This is a genomic window from Achromobacter sp. SLBN-14, assembly GCF_006715415.1.
Classification (GTDB): Bacteria; Pseudomonadota; Gammaproteobacteria; order Burkholderiales; family Burkholderiaceae_B; genus Achromobacter; species Achromobacter mucicolens.
Genome location: NZ_VFNE01000001.1, coordinates 1,418,268 through 1,439,404, shown reverse-complemented (window position 1 = coordinate 1,439,404; position 21,137 = coordinate 1,418,268). Strand labels below are relative to the sequence as shown.

19 protein-coding genes are annotated in these 21,137 nt (G+C 66.5%); 6 read left to right on the top strand and 13 right to left on the bottom strand.

The features are described 5' to 3' along the window. Window positions 1-4: 4 nt before the first annotated feature. The 4 genes from FBY20_RS06580 to hisD form a co-directional block, all read right to left on the bottom strand. On the bottom strand, window positions 5-553 hold the full coding sequence (locus tag FBY20_RS06580) for a cupin domain-containing protein (protein ID WP_105237452.1): 549 nt from the start codon (window positions 551-553) through the stop codon (window positions 5-7). 70 nt (window positions 554-623) lie between these two features. Beyond that, on the bottom strand, window positions 624-2,132 hold the full coding sequence (locus FBY20_RS06575) for a M81 family metallopeptidase (RefSeq protein ID WP_142050865.1): 1,509 nt from the start codon (window positions 2,130-2,132) through the stop codon (window positions 624-626). Window positions 2,133-2,170: 38 nt separating this feature from the next. Then, window positions 2,171-3,145, bottom strand: coding sequence for a tripartite tricarboxylate transporter substrate binding protein (locus tag FBY20_RS06570; RefSeq protein WP_056320925.1), 975 nt, complete (start codon window positions 3,143-3,145; stop codon window positions 2,171-2,173). A gap of 45 nt (window positions 3,146-3,190) precedes the next feature. Continuing rightward, window positions 3,191-4,453 carry a histidinol dehydrogenase gene (gene hisD / locus FBY20_RS06565; protein WP_056320929.1) on the bottom strand — a complete coding sequence of 421 codons (1,263 nt, stop codon included), beginning with the start codon at window positions 4,451-4,453 and terminating at the stop codon, window positions 3,191-3,193. Window positions 4,454-4,790: 337 nt separating this feature from the next. Between hisD and FBY20_RS06560 the strand changes: the two genes are divergently transcribed. The 3 genes from FBY20_RS06560 to FBY20_RS06545 all read left to right on the top strand — a co-directional run bounded on the left by FBY20_RS06560 (window position 4,791) and on the right by FBY20_RS06545 (window position 7,927). Next, a complete protein-coding gene (locus FBY20_RS06560) occupies window positions 4,791-5,558 on the top strand; it encodes a crotonase/enoyl-CoA hydratase family protein (RefSeq protein WP_056320931.1) in 768 nt (255 codons plus the stop codon). A 245-nt stretch (window positions 5,559-5,803) separates the two neighbouring features. Then, window positions 5,804-7,327, top strand: coding sequence for a fumarate hydratase (locus tag FBY20_RS06550; protein ID WP_056320934.1), 1,524 nt, complete (start codon window positions 5,804-5,806; stop codon window positions 7,325-7,327). Window positions 7,328-7,480: 153 nt separating this feature from the next. Continuing rightward, window positions 7,481-7,927: a carboxymuconolactone decarboxylase family protein gene (locus FBY20_RS06545; RefSeq protein ID WP_142050862.1), complete on the top strand. Its 447-nt coding sequence runs from the start codon at window positions 7,481-7,483 to the stop codon at window positions 7,925-7,927. 18 nt (window positions 7,928-7,945) lie between these two features. Here FBY20_RS06545 and FBY20_RS06540 read toward each other — a convergent pair whose 3' ends face one another. The 3 genes from FBY20_RS06540 to FBY20_RS06530 are packed head-to-tail and all read right to left on the bottom strand — an operon-like array spanning window position 7,946 to window position 10,956. Beyond that, on the bottom strand, window positions 7,946-9,175 hold the full coding sequence (locus FBY20_RS06540; RefSeq protein WP_142050859.1) for a CaiB/BaiF CoA-transferase family protein: 1,230 nt from the start codon (window positions 9,173-9,175) through the stop codon (window positions 7,946-7,948). Further along, window positions 9,172-10,032, bottom strand: coding sequence for a MaoC/PaaZ C-terminal domain-containing protein (locus FBY20_RS06535; protein ID WP_142050857.1), 861 nt, complete (start codon window positions 10,030-10,032; stop codon window positions 9,172-9,174). The genes FBY20_RS06540 and FBY20_RS06535 overlap by 4 nt, the downstream gene beginning before the upstream one ends. A gap of 9 nt (window positions 10,033-10,041) precedes the next feature. Continuing rightward, window positions 10,042-10,956 (bottom strand): SDR family NAD(P)-dependent oxidoreductase, encoded by a 915-nt coding sequence (locus FBY20_RS06530; protein WP_056320944.1) that lies wholly within the window; start codon window positions 10,954-10,956, stop codon window positions 10,042-10,044. A gap of 152 nt (window positions 10,957-11,108) precedes the next feature. Between FBY20_RS06530 and FBY20_RS06525 the strand changes: the two genes are divergently transcribed. Together FBY20_RS06525 and FBY20_RS06520 are read left to right on the top strand one after the other, a co-directional pair. Beyond that, window positions 11,109-12,008, top strand: coding sequence for a LysR substrate-binding domain-containing protein (locus tag FBY20_RS06525; RefSeq protein WP_056320945.1), 900 nt, complete (start codon window positions 11,109-11,111; stop codon window positions 12,006-12,008). A gap of 294 nt (window positions 12,009-12,302) precedes the next feature. Next, complete coding sequence (locus tag FBY20_RS06520) at window positions 12,303-13,286, top strand: tripartite tricarboxylate transporter substrate binding protein (RefSeq protein ID WP_142050854.1); 984 nt, start codon at window positions 12,303-12,305, stop codon at window positions 13,284-13,286. A 57-nt stretch (window positions 13,287-13,343) separates the two neighbouring features. On the opposite strand, the gene FBY20_RS06515 is transcribed toward FBY20_RS06520, so the two are convergent. The 6 genes from FBY20_RS06515 to FBY20_RS06490 form a co-directional block, all read right to left on the bottom strand. Continuing rightward, entirely contained in the window at window positions 13,344-14,015 is a 672-nt protein-coding gene (locus tag FBY20_RS06515; protein ID WP_142050851.1) for a lysozyme inhibitor LprI family protein, read from the bottom strand. A 588-nt stretch (window positions 14,016-14,603) separates the two neighbouring features. Beyond that, entirely contained in the window at window positions 14,604-15,569 is a 966-nt protein-coding gene (locus FBY20_RS06510) for a nitronate monooxygenase family protein (RefSeq protein ID WP_142050848.1), read from the bottom strand. Window positions 15,570-15,588: 19 nt separating this feature from the next. After that, the gene (locus FBY20_RS06505; RefSeq protein WP_056320955.1) at window positions 15,589-16,563 is read right to left on the bottom strand and encodes a tripartite tricarboxylate transporter substrate binding protein; all 975 of its coding nucleotides are present in this window, start codon (window positions 16,561-16,563) and stop codon (window positions 15,589-15,591) included. Window positions 16,564-16,619: 56 nt separating this feature from the next. Further along, window positions 16,620-18,137 carry a class I adenylate-forming enzyme family protein gene (locus tag FBY20_RS06500; RefSeq protein WP_142050845.1) on the bottom strand — a complete coding sequence of 506 codons (1,518 nt, stop codon included), beginning with the start codon at window positions 18,135-18,137 and terminating at the stop codon, window positions 16,620-16,622. 17 nt (window positions 18,138-18,154) lie between these two features. Then, the gene (locus tag FBY20_RS06495; RefSeq protein WP_142050842.1) at window positions 18,155-19,327 is read right to left on the bottom strand and encodes a thiolase; all 1,173 of its coding nucleotides are present in this window, start codon (window positions 19,325-19,327) and stop codon (window positions 18,155-18,157) included. Further along, window positions 19,324-19,728 (bottom strand): Zn-ribbon domain-containing OB-fold protein, encoded by a 405-nt coding sequence (locus FBY20_RS06490; RefSeq protein ID WP_142050839.1) that lies wholly within the window; start codon window positions 19,726-19,728, stop codon window positions 19,324-19,326. Before FBY20_RS06490 ends, FBY20_RS06495 begins: the two co-directional genes overlap by 4 nt. A gap of 213 nt (window positions 19,729-19,941) precedes the next feature. Here FBY20_RS06490 and FBY20_RS06485 point away from each other — a divergent pair, with 213 nt between their 5' ends. Beyond that, on the top strand, window positions 19,942-21,132 hold the full coding sequence (locus FBY20_RS06485) for an acyl-CoA dehydrogenase family protein (RefSeq protein WP_142050836.1): 1,191 nt from the start codon (window positions 19,942-19,944) through the stop codon (window positions 21,130-21,132). Window positions 21,133-21,137 lie beyond the last annotated feature (5 nt).

The window sequence follows — 21,137 nt, the reverse complement described above, 5'->3', positions numbered from 1 at the left end:
AGGCCTAGTAGGTCGGCGGCGTGACCGCGCTGACGATTTCGCTGGGGCCGTCGTGAACGTTGCGAAATCGATGGGGGACCCGGCTGTCGAAGTAGTACGAATCGCCAGCCTGTAGCACCCGGTTCTTGTCGCCGACGGTCACTTCCACCGCCCCGGACAGCACCAGACCGGCTTCCTGGGCCGGATGGCTGAAGAGCTCGCCTGAGTCGGCGCCTGGCTGGTAGCGCTCCTGCATCATGAGCATGGCGCGGTTGGAGAAGCGGCTGCCGATCATCCGGTAGGAAATGGCGTTGGGATTGCCGATTTCCGGCAGGTCCTCCGGCGTGTAGAAGGGCGATTCCGCCACCAGCAGCCGGCTGTTCGAGAAAAACCCTACGATGGTCGTGCCCAAGGCGTCCAGCACCGCAGCCAGGGTGTCGAGCGATGGGCTGATCTTGTCGCGCTCGATCAGCGAAATCGAGGCGTGCGAAACGCCGGAGCGCTGGGCAACCTCGCGGATGCCCAGACCGCGGCGGCGGCGTAATTCCCTGATGTCTTCGCCAATTCTCGGCATCGTGTCTCCTCCTGCGAGCCGGGCGGGGGCCGGCGGTCGACGTGGTCTGCAGGATACACGGGGCGGTGGCTCAACCCGCCGCCGCTGGCGGAACCCGCAATTCCACTATTTGGGGACGGTATGCAGGGGCGTCGAGCGGGTAGAGCGGCCTGGCCTTGTCGAACGGCAGGCGTTCGGGATGGTAGCCGGTCAGGCCAGGCGTCTCGGCGCAGGCGCAGTACCCCCATTCCTCGAAGGCCAGCTTGAAGTGATAGCCGGACTTGACCACGATCAGGTCCACGTCGTTGAGATTGATGCCGGCGTCGAGGTAACAGCCAGGATCCTGCGACATGACAGCGTCCTGCGTGATCAGCAGGTCATAGCGCTCATTGCGCAGAACGGCGTATGGGCCCAGGCGCAGCGTGGCCCCGCGCATGAACGCGCCGCGGTTGCGGAAGACGCCGCTGCCCAGGGCTGCGACGTGCCCCGACACCCGCATCGGCGGACAGTCCACGCTGTACAGCCCGCCCGCCCGCAACTGCACGTGAGCGCCGACGCCGGCCCTTTCGCAGGCACTGAGCGCGGCCGGGTCCGTCACGATGGCGGCGATCCGTCCCTGCGTCAACGCAAGCGCCCGCTCCATCACATGCAGGCTGTCGCCGGGGCCGCCGGCAAGCACGCGGTCCCCGAAATCGCCAACGATGAGCCTGCGCCCAACGTCTGCATGACCGCGCAGCAGCGTATCGATGTCTGGCAGGTCGTGCACGAAGGCGGCGCGTTCGTCCCACAGTGCGCGAGCGAGCGTCCCTGCCAGCTTGCGCGCCTCGGCCATATGGTCCGCCGTGCGTGCGTAAACCAGGACGGTCTGCCCCACGCCTTCGCCGTCGATGAAGGGATTGACGTTGAAAAGGGAGACGTCCAGCACACCCTTGTTCGCTTGCACGGCGCCCTGCGCCTTGGCATGCAGTTTGGCCAGGGGGCCATGCGACGTCTCGTCGTTGCCGCGCGTCAGCATGGGCACCAGGACGCTGACGCCCGCGGGCCGCTCACCCGTGTCCAGCATATGCAGAAGCTGTTTCGCCACACGCGCGCCGGTCTCGGCGGCATCCGCGTGCGGATTGGTCTTGTAGGCCGAGGCAAAATCCAGTTGGCGCAGCAGCGCCGGCACGGCGTGGGCATGCAGATCGAAGCCCGCGACGATCGGCATGGCGGGCCCGACGATGGCGCGCAGGCCTTCCAGCAGGTCGGCTTCGGCACTATCCAATCCGACAGTCTGCATGCATCCGTGCAGGCACAGCGCGATGGCGTCGAAGTCGCCGGCGCGCGCGCCGTCCAGAATGCCCTCGCGCAGCAGCGAGTACGCGCCATCGTCGACCCGGCCGCCTGGCCGGGCGCGCGCCGCGAGGGTGGGCACGGCCTCGCATTCCTGCGCCTTCAAGGTGCGCAGGATGCCCCCCAGTACCGAGTCGGCGTCGGCATTGGCGGTCAACATGGTCCGTCCGCGTTCAATCTCGAACGCGGACAGCGGGGTATTCACAGGCGTGAATCCGTGCGTCTCCTGGAACAACTGGGCCACCAGGACGCGGTAGCGGGCAGGCATGTCTCGGTCTCCTGATGCGGGCGGAACACGCCCGGGATCTACTTTAGGCTGATGTTGGCGCGCTTCGCCGTGGCGCGCTGCTTGTCGATCTCGGCTTTGAGCTGTTCGGCGAATTCTGCGGGCGGGTTGCCCACCGGCACGGCCGAGAAGCCTGCCAGCTTTTCCTTCACGTCCGGCATGGCCAGAACCTGGGCGACTGCCTGGTAGATCTGCTCCACCACGGCGGGTGGCGTATTGCGCGGCGCCACCAGACCGAACCATGAAGCGTCGTTCACATCGGGTAGTCCTACCTCGGCAAACGTCGGCACATCGGGGAGCGCATTCAGACGTTGCGGGTAGGCAACCGCCAACGCTTTCAAGTCACCGCTGCGGATGAAGGGCAACGACGACGGCAGGTTGTCGAATACCGCGGCGATCTGGCCCCCCAATGCGTCCTGCAGCGCGGGGCTGGAGCCGCGGTAGGGCACGTGCATCATTTCAGTGCCTGTGCTGAGTTTGAATAACTCGCCCATCATGTTGGCCTCGGACCCGGCGCCCGCCGACCCATAGGTGTAGACGTTCGGCTTGTCCTTGAGCAGCTTCACGAAGGAGGCCATGTCCGAGGCAGGCACCTTCGGGCCGATCGTCAGGACGTTGGGCACCGATGCGAGCTTGGTGATGGGTGCCAGGTCGCGCGTGACGTCATACGAGATGTTGTCGTACACGACCGGCGTGACCGCGTGCGAACTGACCGTGGCAATGCCCAAGGTGTAGCCGTCGGGATCGGCTCGGATGACGTACTCGCTGCCGATGCGGCCTGCCGCACCGTTGCGGTTTTCGACGACCACCGTCTGTTTCAACAGCTTGCCCAGCGGGTCGGCGATGGTTCTGGCCAGCACGTCGGTCGTGCCGCCGGGCGGAAAGGGCACGACCAACTTGATGGGACGCGACGGATAGGACGACTGCGCCTGGGCAGGTACCGCCAGGCTTGCGCCGGCGATCGCCAGCGCACTGAAGATGATGCCAAGCTTCATTGTTTTCCCCTTGTGGACAATTTTTAGAATGGCTGCCGGACTGTTTCAGCCCAGGCGTAGCGCAGCGGCGCGGCGGTGGCCTTCCATGCCTTCGGTGCGGCTCTGCCGCTCGGCCGGCGGTGCGACGGCGGCCACGCCCCGCGCATCCAGCCATTGGTGCGTGCAGATCTTCAGGAACGATCCCACCCACAAGCCGCCGGTGTAACGGCCTGCCCGCATCGTGGGCAGGGTATGGTTGGTGCCGCAGCATTTGTCGGAGTACACAACGCTGGCCAGCGTGCCGATGAAAAGCGATCCGTAGTTGCGTAACCGGCCGGCGGTCGCGTGCGGATCGCGGGTGTGGACCTGCAGGTGCTCGGCGGCCACGTAATCCGAGTACGCCAGCATCTCGTCCTCGGTGTCGCACAACACGATCTCTCCATAATCCGTCCACGCGCGGGCCGCCACGGGGGCGGTGGGCAGATCCTCGAGCTGGCGTTCCACGGCGCGCAGCGTTTCCCGGGCCAGACGCTCACTGGTGGTGATCAGGCCGACGCGCGTGCGCACATCATGCTCGGCTTGTGCCAGCAGATCCGTCGCAATCATGTCCGCGTCGCCGCTGTCGTCCGCGACGACGAAGATCTCGCTGGGCCCCGCGAGTTGGTCAATGCCGACTTCGCCGAACACCTGGCGTTTCGCCTCGTTCACGTAGGCGTTGCCGGGGCCGACGATCTTGTCCACGGCAGGAATGGATTCCGTGCCGCACGCCATGGCGGCGATGGCCTGCGCTCCGCCGACCAGGAAGATGCGGTCGGCGCCGGACAGGTGGCAGCCCGCGATCATCGCAGGATGGGCGCCAGGCGGCAGGCAGGCAATGACCTCATCGCATCCGGCGACCTTGGCGGGCACGATGGTCATCACCGGGGCCGACAGAATCGGATAGCGGCCGCCGGGCACGTACGCGCCGATGCGTTGTACTGGGATGACCCGGTGGCCCAGGTGCAGGCCGGGTAGCGTCTCGATTTCCAAGGGCAGCACCGTTGCCAATTGCGCTTCGGCAAAGGCGCGGACGCGATCGATGGCAAATTCCGTGTCCTTGCGGGTCTGCTCGTCCAGGTCGGCAACCGCCTGCAGGCGCGCCTCGATGGATACTTCCAGCGCCGGCGTCTCCATGCCGTCAAATTTCTGCGAATACTCGCGCACCGCCGCGTCGCCGCGGGCCCGGACTTGCGCGATGATCTCGCGCACGGTGTCCTCGATGGCGCTGGCGCTGTCCTCGGCGCGGGCGGCGGGGGCTTTGATGTAGTTTCGATCGGTTGTTGCGGGCATGAAGGGCTCTTTGTGGCTTAAGTGTTGCGGGTGAAGGCCACTATAAAAGCCGCTCCGGCGCTTGTTTCATGCCCGGACGCGTGTGGTCACTATATTGAACGGGACGGGCTGTCCCGGACGCAGATATCGGCTTCCCGGCGCATCGGGCAATGCGACGCGGCGCAGACTTGGCGCGCGTTGCGGTCTGGGGACGGAACGCGCACTGCTGGTGAATATTGTGATCGGCCGGTTGCGCCAGCACCCGCCGGCCAATGGTCGTATGATTCCAGGTTGAGTCTTGAGTCTTATATAAAACCCGGAACCCGATTCCGAGAATTCGCGAAAAAGGAGCAGTCCCATGTCCGACCTGATCACGGTGGAAGTCACTGACGGCATCCAGATCATCACGATCAACCGTCCCGAGGCCAAGAACGCCATCAACCTGGAAACCGCCGTGGCCATGGCCGCCGCGCTGGACCAGCTGGACAGCCGTGACGACGTTCGCATCGGCATCCTGACGGGTGGCGGCGGCACGTTTTCGTCGGGCATGGACCTGAAGGCGTTCGCCGCGTCGGGTCAGCGCCCCTACGTGGAAGGCCGCGGTTTCGCCGGCCTGAACGAGCGTCCGCCCAAGAAGCCGCTGATCGCCGCGGTCGAGGGTTATGCCCTGGCTGGCGGTTGCGAAATGGCGCTGGCTTCCGACCTGATCGTGGCCGCCAGCAACGCCAAGTTCGGGCTGCCCGAGGTCAAGCGCGGTCTGGTGGCCGGCGCCGGCGGCCTGTTGCGCCTGCCGCGCCGCCTGCCGTACCACATCGCCATGGAAGTGATCCTGACCGGCGAGATGCTGACCGCCGAGCGTGCGCACGCCTTTGGCCTGGTCAACCGCCTGACCGAGCCGGGCGGCGCCCTGGCCGGCGCGCTGGAACTGGCCCGCGCCATCGTCGAGAACGGCCCGCTGGCCGTGCAGACCGCCAAGAGCATCGTGGCGCAGGGCGGCGACTGGGACCAGGCAGACATGTTCGACCGCCAGCGTCCGCTGATCGCGCACATCTTTACGTCGGCCGACGCCAAGGAAGGCGCGACGGCTTTCGCCGAGAAGCGCAAGCCCGTGTGGCAAGGCAAATAAGTGGTTGGCCCCCACGCCGCGCACGCTTCGCGCGCTTGCTGCCCCCCGAGGGGGCGCATTTTGCCTTGGGGCGGCCCGGCGGCAAAAGGAGCCCCCACGCCGCGCACGCTTCGCGCGCTTGCTGCCCCCCGAGGGGGGCGCATTTTGCCTTGGGGCGGCCCGGCGGCAAAATAGTTCTTTTCACCTGCGGCTGATTACCTGATCAGCCGCGTTTTCACGTTTTCCATCCAGACCTGCAAACCGCCATGTCCGTCATCATTAAAGAAGAAGACTTGATCCAGTCGATAGCCGATGGCATCCAGTTCATCAGCTATTACCATCCCGTCGATTACATCCGCCACCTGGCGCGCGCTTACGAGCGCGAGGAAAGCCCGGCCGCGCGCGATGCGATGGCGCAGATCCTGACCAACTCGCGCATGTGCGCCGAAGGCAAGCGTCCGCTGTGCCAGGACACCGGCATCGTCAACGTCTTCCTGAAGATCGGCATGAGCGTGCGGTTTGACACCAAGCGCACCCTGCAGGAACTCTGTGACGAAGGCGTGCGCCGCGGCTACCTGAACCCGGACAATCCCCTGCGCGCTTCCGTGCTGGACGATCCGCTGTTCGCGCGCAAGAACACGCGCGACAACACGCCCTGTATCCTGCACGTCGAGCTTGTCCAGGGCGACAAGGTCGACGTGCAGATCGCCTCGAAGGGTGGCGGTTCCGAGAACAAGACCAAGTTCGCCATGCTCAATCCCAGCGATTCGCTGGTGGATTGGGTGCTCAAGACCGTTCCGTCGATGGGCGCCGGCTGGTGCCCGCCCGGCATGCTGGGCATCGGCGTTGGCGGCACCGCTGAAAAGGCGATGCTGATGGCCAAGCAGTCGCTGATGGAAGACATCGACATGTACGAGCTGCTGGCCCGCGGCCCGCAGAACAAGCTGGAAGAGCTGCGCATCGAGCTCTACGAAAAGGTCAACGCGCTGGGCATTGGCGCGCAGGGCCTGGGCGGCCTGACGACCGTGCTGGACGTCAAGATCAACACCTTCCCGACGCACGCGGCCTCCAAGCCCGTCGCCATGATCCCGAACTGTGCGGCCACGCGCCACGCGCACTTCGAACTGGACGGTTCGGGCCCCGCGCGCCTGGATCCGCCGTCGCTGTCCGAATGGCCCGAAGTGCACTGGGCGCCGGACTACAACAAGTCCAAGCAGGTCGACCTGAACACGCTGACCAAGGAAGAAGTCGCCAGCTGGAAGCCGGGCCAGACGCTGCTGCTGTCGGGCAAGATGCTCACCGGCCGCGATGCCGCGCACAAGCGCATCCAGGACATGCTGGCCAAGGGCGAACCGCTGCCCGTGGACTTCACCAACCGCGTCATCTACTACGTGGGTCCGGTGGATCCCGTGGGCGACGAAGTGGTCGGCCCCGCCGGCCCCACCACCGCCACGCGCATGGACAAGTTCACGGACATGATGCTGGAGAAGACCGGCCTGATCTCGATGATCGGCAAGTCCGAGCGCGGTCCGGTCGCCATTGAAGCCATCAAGAAGCACGGCTCGGCCTACCTGATGGCCGTCGGCGGCGCGGCTTACCTGGTGTCCAAGGCGATCCGCGGCGCCAAGGTGCTGGGCTTTGCCGACCTGGGCATGGAAGCCATCTATGAGTTCGACGTGAAGGACATGCCGGTGACCGTGGCGGTGGACGCCCAGGGCACCTCGGTCCACACGACCGGGCCCAAGGAGTGGCAGGCCAAGATCGGCAAGATCCCGGTTGCCGTTGCCTAAGTGAAGACGAATTGGCCGCTGGAAACAGCGGCCAATTTTTTATGGGGTCCGGGCCGATCTTGGATCAGTCGATTTGCCGATTCTTGGACCTGTTTCACCGAAACGCCGGCGTGTAAGGTGGCGGGGTTCACTTTTCGACAGCAAAGGACTGACATGACCCGCATGAACTGGCAAGAGATTGCACCGGAAGGCGCGAAGGCGCTCTTTGGCGTCCACCACTACGTCACGACACGCACGAACCTGCCGGAAGAGCTCGTTCATCTCGTTTTTCTGCGCGTCTCGCAGATCAATGGCTGCGCGCACTGCATCGACATGCACAGCCGTGACCTGCGCAAAACCATGTCGGTCGACAAGATCACGCTATTGCCCGTATGGGACGAGGTGCCGCATCTGTTCTCCGACCAGGAACGTGCGGCGCTTGCGTGGGCGGAGGAGGTGACGCGGGTGAGCGAAACCCACGCCTCTGACGAAGCGTACGCCGCCGCCTCGGCCGCGTTCGAGCCCAAGGACCTTGTCGACCTCACGATCACGATTGCCGCAATGAATGCATTCAATCGGCTGGGCGCGCCGTTTCGGCTGCCCGTCGCCGCCAAGGCGTGATGGGATTACAACGCGCCGTCACGCCTGCGCTTTACCCTTGAACGCCGCAATCGCCTGCGCCGATTTGCCCAGCACGTCGCGCAGCACTTCCTCGGTGTGTTCGCCCAGCATCGGCGGCGCGCGCCGGTAGACGACCGGCGAATCCGAAAACCGCAGCGGGCTGGCCGTCACGGGCGCCACGCCGCCGGCCGGATGCGGCATGTCGCGCCGCAGTTGCCGCGCCTGCGCCTGCGGATGGGCGAAGGCCTGCGCAATGTCGTTGATCGGCCCGCACGGCACACCCACCGCTTCCAGCTTGGCGATCCAGTCGTCGCGCCGGCCTTCTCGCATGATGTCCGTCAGGATCCCGATCAGTTCCACGCGGTTCGTGACGCGCAGCCGGTTGGTGGCAAAGCGCGGATCGTCGCCCAGTTCCGGCACGCCGATGGCGCGGCAGTAGGCGCGGTACTGCGATTCGTTGCCCGTGGCCACGATCAGGTGGCCGTCGCTGGCGGCAAACACCTGGTAGGGCACCACGTTCTGATGCGCGTTGCCGGCGCGCGTGGGCGCCACGCCCGAGTTGAAGTAGTTGGAGTTCTGGTTGGCCAGCAGGGCCACGTGGCTGTCCAGCAGCGCGATGTCCAGGTGCTGGCCCTGGCCGCTGCGATGGCGCTCTTGCAGGGCCGCCAGCACCGCCACGGTGGCGTACATGCCGGTGACGATATCGGTGACGGCCACGCCCGCCTTCTGCGGTCCGCCGCCGGGCAGGTCGTCGCGCTCGCCCGTGATGCTCATCAGCCCGCCCATGCCCTGGATCATGAAGTCGTAGCCGGGGCGCTGCGCAAACGGCCCATCTTGCCCAAAGCCCGTGACCGAGCAATAGATGAGGCGCGGGTTGACCTGCTTGAGGCTTTCGTAGTCCAGCCCGTACTTGGCCAAGCCGCCCACCTTGAAGTTCTCGACCAGAATGTCGCTGACAGCGGCCAGTTCCCGGATCAGCGCCGCGCCCTCGGGCGTGGCCATGTCGGCTTCGACCGAGCGCTTGTTGCGGTTGGCGCTGAGGTAATAGGCCGATTCGTTGGTGTCCTGGCCGTTGCCGTCCTTCAGGTAGGGCGGCCCCCACGCGCGGGTGTCGTCGCCCACGCGGGGGCGTTCGATCTTGATGACGTCGGCGCCCAGGTCGGCCAGGTTCTGCGTGCACCACGGGCCGGCCAGGATGCGCGACAGGTCCAGCACGCGGATGCCGTCAAGCGGAGGCGGGCGCGTCATGATTGCACCGTCGCGGTGCCGTGGCTCATGACCACGATGCCGCGCTCTTTGGCGCGGGCGATGAAGCGGATCTGGCCGTCCGGCATGCGCCACATGTCGCATTGCAGCGTCTCGCCCGGATAGACGGGCGCCGAAAAGCGCGTGTTCAGGCTGGTGAGCCGCGCCGCGTCGTAGCCGCAGTACGTCTTGACCAGGGCGTGCGCGGCAACGCCGTACGAGCACAGGCCATGCAGGATGGGCCGGGGATAACCCGCCTGACGCGCCACGTCGGGATCGGCGTGCAGCGGATTGCGGTCCGCGTTCAGCCGGTACAGCAGCGCCGCGCTGGGCGGAATGCGCAGCTCGCAGCGCGAATCGGGGTCGCCATCGGGCGCGGCGGGCAGGGCCTGCGGGCTGGCGTCGCCCTCGCCAAAGCCGCCGTCGCCGCGGCAGAACGTGCTGGATTGCAGCGTCGCCAGGCACTCGCCATTTTCGTCGTGCAGCGTGCGTTCGCTGACGATGATGGCGCCCTTGTCCGCGCCCTTGTCGATGACGTGCGTGTTGCGCGTCCTGCCCGTGACGATGCCCGCCACCGGCAGCGGCGCATGCAGCGTCAGCCGCTGCTCGCCATGCACGACCTTCACCCAGTCCACCGTCGAGCGCGGGTCGCTGACCCAGAACCCCGGGTAGCCCAGGATCACGCTCATCGTCGGAAACGTGCGCAGGTCCTTCTCGTACACATAACGAAGCTGGCCGGTGTCTTCGGGGTCCTGCCCCAGGCCGATGCCCAGCGCATACAGCATCGTGTCCTTCTGGTCGTAGCGCTGGCGCACGTCGTCAAAGCGCCAGTCCTTCACGGTTGCATAGTCCAACGGCATGTGGCGGCCTCAGATGGGATCCCAGTCGATCACGTCGGGCGAACGCTCCAACGCGTAGAAATGCTTGCGCATGGCGGGCGCCGCGATCTCGGCAATGCGCTCCGGCGTCCAGCCTTCGCCGTGATGCACCGTGCGCAAGGGCCGCGGCTGGCTCATCAGCATGATTTCGTTGGCGCGCACGGCAAAGATCTGCGCCGTGATCTCGCTGGCCGCGTCGCTGGCCAGGAACACGGCCATAGGCGCCACCTTGCCGGCTTCCATCTTCTTCAGCTTTTCGACGCGCGCCTTCTCTTCGTCCGTTTCGGCGGGGATCGAACTGGTCATGCGGCTCCAGGCAAACGGCGCGATGCAGTTCGAGCGCACGTTGTAGCGCGCCATGTCCAGCGCGATCGACTTGGACAACGCCACGATGCCCAGCTTGGCCGCCGCGTAGTTGGCCTGGCCGAAATTGCCGATCAATCCCGACGTGGAGGTCATGTGCACGAAGGCGCCGGATTCCTGTTCGCGAAAGTAGGGCGCTGCCGCGCGGCTCATGTAGAACGAGCCGTTCAGGTGCACATCGATCACCTGGCGCCATTCCTCTTCGCTCATCTTGTGGAAAACCCGGTCGCGCAGATTGCCCGCGTTGTTGATCACGGCATCGACGCGGCCGAATGCATCGATGGCCGTCTGCACGATGCGGCTTGCGCTGTCGTACGCCGCCACGCTGTCGGTGTTGGCCACGGCCGCGCCGCCCGCGTCCACGATTTCCTTGACGACCGCCTGCGCGGGACCGTCCGCCCCGCCTTCGCCCGTGAGCGAAACGCCGATGTCGTTGACCACGACCTTCGCGCCCGCCTCGGCCATCGCCAGTGCAACGCCGCGGCCGATTCCTCCGCCCGCGCCCGTCACGATCACCACCTTTCCGGATACCAAGCCGCTCATTGCCTCTGACTCCTGTGCTGCGGCGCGCACGCCGTCTGTGGAAAACAGTTCCGCATCAACCCGTCTGGTTGATGGGCATGGCCTCATGGTAGATTCGACCCGGCATTCGAAGAATTCAAAATTAGAAATGCCCCCCTTCTGCGTGGTGGAACATGAGACATGATCTGACGGACCTGCGTTTGTTTCTGAACGTGGGCGAAACACTCAATCTGACCCGTGCTGCGGAACGCACTTTCCTGTCCTTGCCGGCGGCAAGCGCGCGGGTCAAGCACATGGAAGAGGCATTCAAGGCCCGGCTGCTGGTGCGCATGGCCACGGGCGTGGCGCTGACGCCGGCAGGCGAGGTGCTGCTCAAGCACGCCAACGCCGTCTTTCGCCAGCTTGAATGCCTGAACGCGGATCTGCAGCCTTACGCCAGCGGCCTGAAGGGACGCCTGCGCCTCTTGGCCAACACCACCGCCACCAACTCCTTCCTGGCCGATGCGCTGTCCACGTTCCTGTCCGAGAACCCCGACGTAGACGTCGAGCTAGAGGAAAAGATCTCCGGCGACATCGTCATCGCCATCCGCGCAGGCGCGGCGGACCTGGGCCTCGTGGCGGGCAACATCGACGTCGAAGGCCTGGACGTCACGCCACTCTTTCGCGACGAGCTCACCGTGGTCACGTCCCTGGACCACCCGCTTGCCGCGCAGAAGACCGCGCACTTCGCCGACCTGGTCGATGCCTACCAGTTCGTCGGCATCCACCCGGACAGCGCCATCCAGACGTTTCTTGAAGACATCGCAAGCGGCCTGGGCAAGCGCATTTGCCAGCGTGTGCACGTGGGCAGTTTCGAAGCCGTGTGCCGCATGGTCGAGGCCGGCGCGGGCATCGCCGTCGTCCCGCGCGCCTGCGCGGCGCGCTACAGCCGCCCCGACGGGCTGCATGTGCTCAAGCTGGATGACGCCTGGGCGATGCGCGATCGCCTCTTGTGCCGCCAACGCGGCCGCGACCTGCCCAGCTTCGCCGAGTGCTTCATCGGCCACGTGCAGCGGGCCGCACGCGGCCAATAACGCACCCCGGCGCATCCAGTCCACGCTGCGCGCCAGGGCGCGGACAATGGCGCGGCGCCGGCAGCCCCCGTCCGGATCGGGGTTTGCCCTGCCCCCTATGCCGTAGCCCATGCGCCGTAGTGCCGCGCCACAGGGGCGCACGCGCACATCCGCGGCCTGCTTCAGCCCGCGCGAAAGAGGGGCTTTTGCAAATACGTAGCGGCGTATCCCGGCATTCGGCAAATAATAAAAAAACGCGGCGGGTGGCAGTGCTGAAGGCCTGACCGCGACCAGAACAAGACTCAGGAGACTGCCGTGATCCATCAAGACCGCCGCCGCGTCCTCGCGGGGCTGGGCGCTGCATGCGCCGCCGCCATGCTTCCTTCCTGGGCCCGCGCCGCCACCTGGCCGGGCCACGCCGTCACCTTCATCGTTCCCTTTCCCGCAGGGGGACCGGTGGATACCACCGCACGATTCACGACGCAGCCGCTCGGCCAGCTATGGTCCGTGCCCACCGTGGTCGACAACAAATCCGGCGCCGGCGGCATCGTCGGCGCGCAATTCGCCGCCAAGGCCGAGCCGGACGGCTACAACTTTTTCTTCGCGTCCATCCATCACGCCGTGCTGCCCAGCCTGCGCAACAACCTCAGCTACGACATCACCACCGACTTCGTGCCGGTCGGCATGGCCGCCGTATTCCCCATCGTTCTTGTCGTCAACGCGTCGCTGCCGGTGAACACGGTCGGCGAACTCATCGCCTACGCCAAGCAGAACCCCGGCAAGCTGTCCTTCAGCTCGTCCGGCACCGGCGGCGGCACGCACCTGGCCGGTGAACTCTTCAACGCCATGGCCGGCGTGCGCATCCAGCACGTCCCATACCGCGGCAGCGCGCCCGCCATGCAGGATCTGCTCGGCGGCCAGGTCCAGGTCATGTTCGCAGACGGCCCCTCTGCCGTGCCTCACCTGAAGGGCGGCAAGATCCGCTCGCTAGGTGTCGGCAACCCCACGCGATCCAGCATGGTGCCCGACATTCCCACCATCGCCGAATCCGGCCTGCCGGGCTACGAGGCCTACTCCTGGAGCGGCGTCATGGCGCCCAAGGGCACGCCGCCCGACATCGTCAAGCGCATCAATGCGGACATGGTGAAAGTGCTGTCCGACGACAGCACGGCAAAGGCGATGATCGCGGCCGGCGCCGAGCCCAAGCCCGGATCGCCGGAAGCATTCGGCAAATTCGTGCGCGACGAAATCGCAAAGTGGCGCGACCTCATCAAGACCGCGAACATCAAACTGGAATGACCCGTGCGCGACGGGTGAGCACAGCGCGGCTCACCCGTGCATCCCAAGAAAGGCCGATCAGCGCACCGCGAACCAGTCGCCGTGGAGGTTGCCATTCATGCCGCAGAACGGCGGCCCGAAACCGTCATCCTTGCCCCCCGGCGGCGGCGTCACCCGCGCCACCAGCACCGCACCGCGGCGCTTGAGCGTCAACGTCCAGGGCGGCCCATCCTGATAGGTCACCGTCAGCGTGTCGCCCGACACCACGGCCTTGCCGCTCAGATCGCACACCCAGCGCCCGTCATAGGGCCGCGCGGAATTGGCCGCCACCAGCAGCTCGCCGTGGGCATTCTGCGTGATCTCGATCTCGCCTTCGATGTTCTTCCACTTGCCCACAAAGCCCGCCGCCGGCTTGGGATTGATCGCCTTCAGGAACGCCAGCCGGTAACGCATGGTGTCGGTAAGCGCCTCGAACGGTGTGCTTTGCACGTACGGCTCCGCATAGGCCGCGTCGCGCACGCTCAGAAAGTACTTCTGATCGGCCATCAACGCCTTGGCCGACTCCGCATCCATTTGATCGCGCACAGCCTTGTATTGCTGCGCAATCGCAGCATCCTGATCGCCAAGCCTGGAATTGCCGCAAAGGGATTTCTCAACCGGCGTGGAAGCCTTGGCGCAATTGAACGATGGTGCGGCTACCGCGCTGCCAACCATCGCCAGCGAAGCGGAAAGGACCAGAAGACGGATCATGGTGTGAAGCTCTCCAGAGGATGTACAAGTCGGACCGCCGACCGGCGCCGCATGAGCGCGCAGTTTACCGGTGTCATCTTGGAGTAGGTGTCAGACACCCTGCGAAGACTGCCGTCGGGCATACGTTGTGCCCCAAGGGTGTCAGACACCCGAGCGATGCCGACGATGTGCCTCAAGGGTGTCAGACACCCGAGCAGATACCCCAGCAGATAAGCGAGCAGATACCCGATCTCGAACCGGCCCCCGCAAGCGCGAAGCGTCATCCTCCGACGCAAGACACCGCGTAAGCGCCCGGAGGCCGCCCGCGCGGCCAACCGGGCGCGGGCCCCGCAAGAAGCTCCAAACCCGCGCAAACGCAGGCAAGAACCTAAAGAACCCCACCCACCCCAGCGACCGCCAAGTTCAAACCACCGGAGCCCGGCGTGGCGTCGGCCTGGGGTGCGCGGGGCGTGTAGATGCGCCCGAGGGAAACCGAAGGGAGCCGAAGGCGGACGAGGTTGACGAAGGGGCAGTCCGGAGCGAAGGCTCCGGACCGCAATCGTAGCCCCGCGCGCCCCAGGCCGACGCCGCGCCGGGCGTCAAAAGAACTCAATCCTTCCCCGGCACAGCAGCAATAGCCCCGAGATACTCCCCCTCCAACTGCGCCACCAACTCCGCCACAGCCAACACTTCCTGCACAGCCCCCACCCCCTGCCCAGCACTCCAGACATCCTTCCAAGCCTTCGGCCGCGAACTCTTGTCCATGTTCGCGGGCGGGGCCACTCCATTGCTGGCCAGCACAACAGGATCCAACCCCGCCGCCAAAATGCTCTCAGACAAATAATTAGCCGGCACCCCCGAGAAGTACGGCGTGTAAGTCACATCAGCCGCCTGCGCCGCCATCACCATTTCCCGGTACGCATCTCCCGCCAACGACTCCTGCGTCGCAATGAACCGCGTCCCCATGTACGCAAAATCGCACCCCAGCACCTGCGCAGCCAGAATGTCCTTCCCGTGACTGATGCACCCCGACAGCGCCAACGGCCCGTCGTAAAACGCCCGGATCTCGTTCACCAGCGCGATCGGATTGATCTGCCCCGCGTGTCCGCCCGCGCCCGCGGCAACCAGGATCAGCCCATCGGCCCCCGCATCCAGCGCCCGCTTCGCATGCCGCACATTCGTCACGTCGTGAAAGACGATGCCGCCATAGGCATGCGCCACCTTCACCACCGCCTCCGGCGCGTGCAGCGACGTGATCAGCAGCGGCACCCGGCGTTCCGCGCAGATTGCCAGGTCTCCCTGCCAGCGCGGATTGCTTGGATGCACGATCAGATTCACCCCGTACGGCGCCACCTTCTCGGACGGCGCAGCACGCCGCCGCGCAGCCAGCCCGTCCTCGATCCGCGTGATCCACGCGTGCAACTGCTCTTGCGGCCGCGCGTTCAGCGACGGGAACGTCCCGATGATTCCCGCCGCGCACTGCGCGACCACCAGTTGCGGCCCCGAGACCAGAAACATCGGGGCGCCGATCACAGGCAGGCGGATCTGGTCGCGCAGGGCGGACGGGGGATTCATCGTGTTGCTCCGGGGTAGGTCAGTTGGCCTGGATGTTGGCGGTCTGGATCACGTCCGACCACAACGCGTACTCGCGGTCGATACGTTCCTGCAGGGCTTGGGAATCGCCCGTGTTGATCGAATAGCCGCCTTCGGTCATTGCCTGGCGGAAGGCGGGATCCTTCGACACCTCGGCCAATGCGCGGGTCAGACGCGCGGTGACGGCATCGGGCAGCTTCTTGGGGCCGACCAGCGCATACCACCCCACCACCTCGTAGTCCTTCATGCCCGCCTCCCTCATCGTCGGCACGTCGGGCAACTCGGGATTGCGCGTCTTGGACGTCACCGCCAGCGCCCGCGCCTTGCCGCTCTTGATGAACGGAATGGCCGTGCTCGTGATGTCGAACATGAACGTCACCTTGCCGCTCACCACGTCCATCATCGCCGGCGAATTGCCGCGATACGGCACGTGCAGCATCGACGCCTGCGCCTGCTTCTTGAGCAGCTCGGCCGACAGGTGATTCGAGGCGCCGATCCCCGCCGACCCGAACGACACCGCGTCCGGATGCTCGCGCGCGTAGGTCACCAGTTCGCCCACGTTCTTGGCTGGAATCTGCGGGCCGATCAGCAGCACGTTGGCGTAATCGACCACCAGGCCGATCAGCGAGAAATCCTTGCGCGGATCGAACAGCGTGCTGCGCTGGACCAGCGGCGACATCGTCAGCGTGGGGCTGGCGGCAAAGCCCAGCATGTACCCGTCCGGCGTTGCCTTGGCGGTGGCATCCGACGCGATCATGCCGCTCGCGCCCGCGCGGTTCTCCACCACCACCGCCTGCCCCAGCTTGTCTCCCAGGTACTTGGCGAAGACGCGGGCCGTCGTGTCGACCGGACCGCCCGGCGCGTAGCCCACGAGCAGGCGGATGGGACGGTCGGGATACGTTTGCGCCGTCGCGCTCTGGGCGCCGGCCAGCGCAGCCACGGCGGCGGCCGCGGCAATAAGGGTCTTGATGTTCACGCTCTTGTCTCCTTGTGCATGGGTGGCCGGTCGTGGAGCGGAACGTCAGCCCGCGCCTACGCCAGCCTTTCTTTCAGCGGCTGCTTCAGGATCTTGCCGCTGACGGTGGTGGGAATCGTCTCGATGGGAATGATCTGTGCCGGCCGCTTGTACGGCGCAAGCTGGGCGCGCAGGTGCAGCATCAGCAGGTTCGTGTCGATCGTCGCGCCGGGCAGGGGCTCGACAAACGCGATGACTTCTTCGTTGTGATCGGCGGTGTCGCGGCCCACCACGGCGGACAGGCGCACGCCGGGAAACGCATTGATCACCGACTCGACCTCGATCGGGTAGACGTTGAACCCCGAGCGGATGATGAGGTCCTTTGACCGGCCCGCGATGAACAGCGCGCCGCTCGCGTCCAGGTAGCCGATGTCGCCCGTATTGAGCCAGCCGCCCGGCAGCAGCGCCTGCGCGGTCTGGTCCGGGTTGCGGTAGTAGCCCGGCATCACGCCCGGCCCGCGGATCAGCAGGTCGCCGCGCGTGCCGGGCTCCGGGAACACATCCGGGCTGCCGATGCGCAGCTCGACGCCTTCCACCGCATGGCCCGCCGAGCAGTCGTCGCGCGGCGCGTCGATGTCGGTGATGAACATCGAACCCGCATATTCGGTGATGCCGTAGCCGTGGTGCATCGGCACGCCGAAGTAGCGTTCCGCGTCGCGCTTTTGCGTCGGGTCGAGCGCGGCGCCGCCGGTGTAGAGGTAGCGCAGGGTCGGCGCACGCAGTTCCGCGCGGGGCGGCGCAGCGGCCATCAGGCGGCTGAACATCGTCGGCACGCCTTGCAGGATGCTGACGCCGGGATGCGCCAGCGCCTTGAACACGTCTTGCGGATCGAAGCGGCTGCGCAGCACCAGGCTAGCGCCCGCATGCAGCGTGGCCATCAGCACGGTTGCGATGCCGAAGATGTGCGACATGGGCAGCGCGGCATAGCCGATATCGTGCGGCGTCAGGCGCCGCGAAGCTGCCGACACCCGCGCGAAATGCACCAGGCCCCGGTGCGGCACCATCACGCCCTTGGGCGCGCCCGTGGTGCCGGACGTGTAGATCACCGTGGCCACCTCGCCGGCCAGATCGCCGGTCTCGGCCTGCGTGGGAGAGGGCGCGCGGGCGGCAGCGATGCCCGGCCCCCAGACGGTAGCGTCGGCATCGGAAGCACCCGCTGCTGCGGCGTGCGCGGCAGCCGCCGTCGACACGCCGCTGGTGTACAGCACCAATTCGGGCTGCGCATGGTGGCGGATGTTCTCGACCTCGCGCGCCGACAGGCGCGCATTCACGCCCACCGGCCACGCGCCTGCCACGCCGCAGCCAAACAGCGTGGCGATCATCGCCGTGCAGTTCTCGCCCACCATCATCACGCGATGGCCGGGCTGCACGCCTTGGCCGCGCAGCCAGTCGGCCGTATCCTGCACCCGTTGCCACAACTGCCCGTAGGTCAGCGTGCCGCCGCCTTCCTCGTACAGACAGATGGCGTCGGGCTGCCGGCGCGCCTGCAGCGCCAGGACCTCGTGGATGCGGGTGATCGATTCAGCGTGAGACATGGGTTGATACGTGGGGATCAAAGGGTTGCCTGGGTGCCCAGGATGGCGGTCGATTGGCTGGACAGCGTACCGCCATTGCCATGCACCAGCGCAAGCTGCGCATCCGCGACCTGCCGTTCGCCGCATTCCCCGCGAAGCTGGCGCACCGCCTCGATCATGATGAAGACGCCGTACATGCCCGGATGCACGCAGCACAGGCCGCCGCCATTGGTGTTGACGGGCAGCCTGCCGCCGGGCGCGATGGCCCCGTCCGCGATGAAGTCGCGGCTTTCCCCCTTGGCGCAAAAGCCCAGGTCTTCCAGGAACAGCAGCGTGTTGATGGTGAAGGCGTCGTAGAGCTCCACGACGTCGATGTCGCGCGGCGCGACGCCCGCCATCGCGTAGGCGCGGCGTCCGGATTCGGCGGCGGCCGTGACGGTCAGGTCTTCCATGGAAGAGATCTGCCGGTTCCACACCGCCGTCGCGTTGCCCAGCACGTACACGGGCGGGCGCGGCAGGTCGCGCGCGCGGTCGGCGCGCACCAGCACGTAGGCGCCGGCGCCGTCGGTGACCAGGCAGCAGTCGCGCACGCTCAGCGGATCGGACACCATGCGCGCGGACAGGATCTGATCCAGCGTCGCCGGTTCGCGCAATTGCGCTTCGGGGTTCAGCTGCGCCCACTGGTTGGCCGCCAGCGCCACGCGCGCCAGGTCTTCGCGCCGGGTGCCGTACTGATGCATGTGCCGCGCCGCCGCCAGCGCATACGAGGACAGCGGACTGAGCGGATCGTAGGGCGTTTCATACGGTTGCGGGTCGAACTGCTTGCGCACGCGCCCGATCTCGGCGCGGCTCAGCGTGGACGTGCGCTGCGTGCTGCCGTAGCAGACCAGCACCGCGTTGCATTGGCCCGAGGCCAGCGCATGCAGCGCCGGCATCAGGTGCGCCACGAAGCTGGACCCGCCCAGCATGGTGCTGTCGATGAACGTGGGGCGGATGCCCAGGTGTTCGATCACCGGCATGGCCCACATGGGGGCCGCGACGCTGGCGGTGCACAGGCCGTCGATGTCGCGCATCGTCAGGCCCGCGTCCGCAACGGCGCGCTGCGCCGCCTGGCCCAGGATTTCCATTTCGGTAAAGCCAGCGGCCTGTCCCAGGCCGGCGTGGCCTACCCCGGCCACCGCGACGGCGCCGCGCAATTCGTTCAGCGTCATGGCGCCTCCTTGTTGGGCACGAAAATCACCAGTCCGCGCCCGTCCTGCTGGATTACCTGCGCGCGCACACCCATGCCGATGCGGACTGCGTCCGGCGCCACGCCGTCGACGCGGCTCATGAGCCTGACGCCTTCCTGCAGGTCGATCAGCGCCACGTTGTAGTCGCCGCCCGCGTCGGGCTTGCGCCGCACGACGGTGGTGGAATAGACGGTGCCGCGTCCGTCGGGCGTGACCCAGCCAAGTTTGTCCGCGCCGCAGTGCGGGCAGATCATGCGGGGATAGAACACGGCGCGGTCGCAGCCGGCGCAATGCTGGATGAGGAAGCGGCCGTCGTCGAGCGCCTGGCGGTACTGCGCCTCGACGCCTTGCGACACGCCATCCGTCTGATCGGGAGCAGTCATGGTGCGATGGGATTCCAGTGGATCGGGTGAAACGGAACAGGCCCTAGTGTCCGCACTGCCACCGGCTTCGGCCATTCTTCATTGCTGAAGCAGGACTTTTGCCAATCCGTAGTGGGCGGCGCGCCCTACACGCAGCGCGAAGCCCGTCTTCGGAAGAGGCAGATTGTCCGGCCGTGCGCGCCGTGGCTAGATACCGGGCAAAGGAGGTGGACCATGAACCTGACCTGGACGCCGCAAGAGCGCCAATTCCGCGAGCGCGTGCGCGCCTTCGCCGCCGACAAACTGCCCGAGGACATCCGCGCCAAGGTGCTGCGGCACCAGCGGCTGGAACGCGACGACTACGTGCGCTGGCACAACGTCCTGGCCGATCAGGGCTGGGGCGCGCCGAACTGGCCGGTCGAACACGGCGGCACAGGCTGGAACGCCTTGCAACGCCTGATCTTCGAAGTGGAATGCTTCAAGGCGGGCGCGCCACGGCTGCTGCCGTTCGGCCTGTCGATGATCGGCCCCGTGCTGATGAATTACGGCAGCGCGCAGCAGCAGGCCCGCTTCTTGCCGCGCATGATCCGCGTAGAGGACTGGTGGTGCCAGGGCTATTCCGAGCCCGGTTCGGGGTCGGACCTGGCGTCGCTCAAGACGCGCGCCGTGCGCGATGGCGACGAATACGTCGTCAATGGCCAGAAGACCTGGACCACGCTTGCCCAATACGCCGACTGGATGTTCTGCCTGGTGCGCACCGACCCCGAGGCGCGCGCGCAACGCGGCATCTCCATGTTGCTTATCGACATGCATTCGCCGGGCGTCACGGTGAGGCCGATTCGCACGCTGGACGGCGGTCACGACGTCAACGAGGTCTGGCTGGAAAACGTGCGCGTGCCGGCCGCCAATCTCGTCGGCGAGGAGAACCAGGGCTGGACCTACGCCAAGTACCTGCTGGGCCACGAGCGCACGGGCATCGCGGGACTGGGCCACTGCCACCGCGAACTGGGCATCCTGAAGGACATGGCGGCGCGCGCGCAAACGCGCGGCAAGCCGCTCTTGCAGGACAGCCGCATGCGCGACCGCATCTCGCGCATCGAAGTCGACATCATGGCGCTGGAGATGCTGCTGCTGCGCGTGGCCGCCAGCAACGACGGCACGCCGGGCCCGGAGGCCTCGGTGCTGAAGATCCGCGGCTCGGAGATCCAGCAGGACCTGGCCATGTTGCAGATGGAGGTCGCGGGGCCGGACGCGTGGCCGTACGACCCGGACTGGATGGAGGCCGGCAATGCGTTTCATGGCCCGGGTCCGGAGATGGCCGCGGCCGCGGGCGCGGGCTATGCCGATATGCGCAAGACCTCGATCTACGGCGGCACGACTGAAGTGCAGAAGGGCATCATCGCCCGCCTGGTTCTGGGCGTGTAGGCCCG

What these genes read in the sequence shown, in the direction of transcription:
- FBY20_RS06580 (WP_105237452.1), bottom strand. Translation starts at nt 553, where the DNA reads ATGCCGAGAATTGGCGAAGACATCAGGGAATTACGCCGCCGCCGCGGT.
- FBY20_RS06575 (WP_142050865.1), bottom strand. Translation starts at nt 2,132, where the DNA reads ATGCCTGCCCGCTACCGCGTCCTGGTGGCCCAGTTGTTCCAGGAGACG.
- FBY20_RS06570 (WP_056320925.1), bottom strand. Translation starts at nt 3,145, where the DNA reads ATGAAGCTTGGCATCATCTTCAGTGCGCTGGCGATCGCCGGCGCAAGC.
- hisD (WP_056320929.1), bottom strand. Translation starts at nt 4,453, where the DNA reads ATGCCCGCAACAACCGATCGAAACTACATCAAAGCCCCCGCCGCCCGC.
- FBY20_RS06560 (WP_056320931.1), top strand. Translation starts at nt 4,791, where the DNA reads ATGTCCGACCTGATCACGGTGGAAGTCACTGACGGCATCCAGATCATC.
- FBY20_RS06550 (WP_056320934.1), top strand. Translation starts at nt 5,804, where the DNA reads ATGTCCGTCATCATTAAAGAAGAAGACTTGATCCAGTCGATAGCCGAT.
- FBY20_RS06545 (WP_142050862.1), top strand. Translation starts at nt 7,481, where the DNA reads ATGACCCGCATGAACTGGCAAGAGATTGCACCGGAAGGCGCGAAGGCG.
- FBY20_RS06540 (WP_142050859.1), bottom strand. Translation starts at nt 9,175, where the DNA reads ATGACGCGCCCGCCTCCGCTTGACGGCATCCGCGTGCTGGACCTGTCG.
- FBY20_RS06535 (WP_142050857.1), bottom strand. Translation starts at nt 10,032, where the DNA reads ATGCCGTTGGACTATGCAACCGTGAAGGACTGGCGCTTTGACGACGTG.
- FBY20_RS06530 (WP_056320944.1), bottom strand. Translation starts at nt 10,956, where the DNA reads ATGAGCGGCTTGGTATCCGGAAAGGTGGTGATCGTGACGGGCGCGGGC.
- FBY20_RS06525 (WP_056320945.1), top strand. Translation starts at nt 11,109, where the DNA reads ATGAGACATGATCTGACGGACCTGCGTTTGTTTCTGAACGTGGGCGAA.
- FBY20_RS06515 (WP_142050851.1), bottom strand. Translation starts at nt 14,015, where the DNA reads ATGATCCGTCTTCTGGTCCTTTCCGCTTCGCTGGCGATGGTTGGCAGC.
- FBY20_RS06510 (WP_142050848.1), bottom strand. Translation starts at nt 15,569, where the DNA reads ATGAATCCCCCGTCCGCCCTGCGCGACCAGATCCGCCTGCCTGTGATC.
- FBY20_RS06500 (WP_142050845.1), bottom strand. Translation starts at nt 18,137, where the DNA reads ATGTCTCACGCTGAATCGATCACCCGCATCCACGAGGTCCTGGCGCTG.
- FBY20_RS06495 (WP_142050842.1), bottom strand. Translation starts at nt 19,327, where the DNA reads ATGACGCTGAACGAATTGCGCGGCGCCGTCGCGGTGGCCGGGGTAGGC.
- FBY20_RS06490 (WP_142050839.1), bottom strand. Translation starts at nt 19,728, where the DNA reads ATGACTGCTCCCGATCAGACGGATGGCGTGTCGCAAGGCGTCGAGGCG.
- FBY20_RS06485 (WP_142050836.1), top strand. Translation starts at nt 19,942, where the DNA reads ATGAACCTGACCTGGACGCCGCAAGAGCGCCAATTCCGCGAGCGCGTG.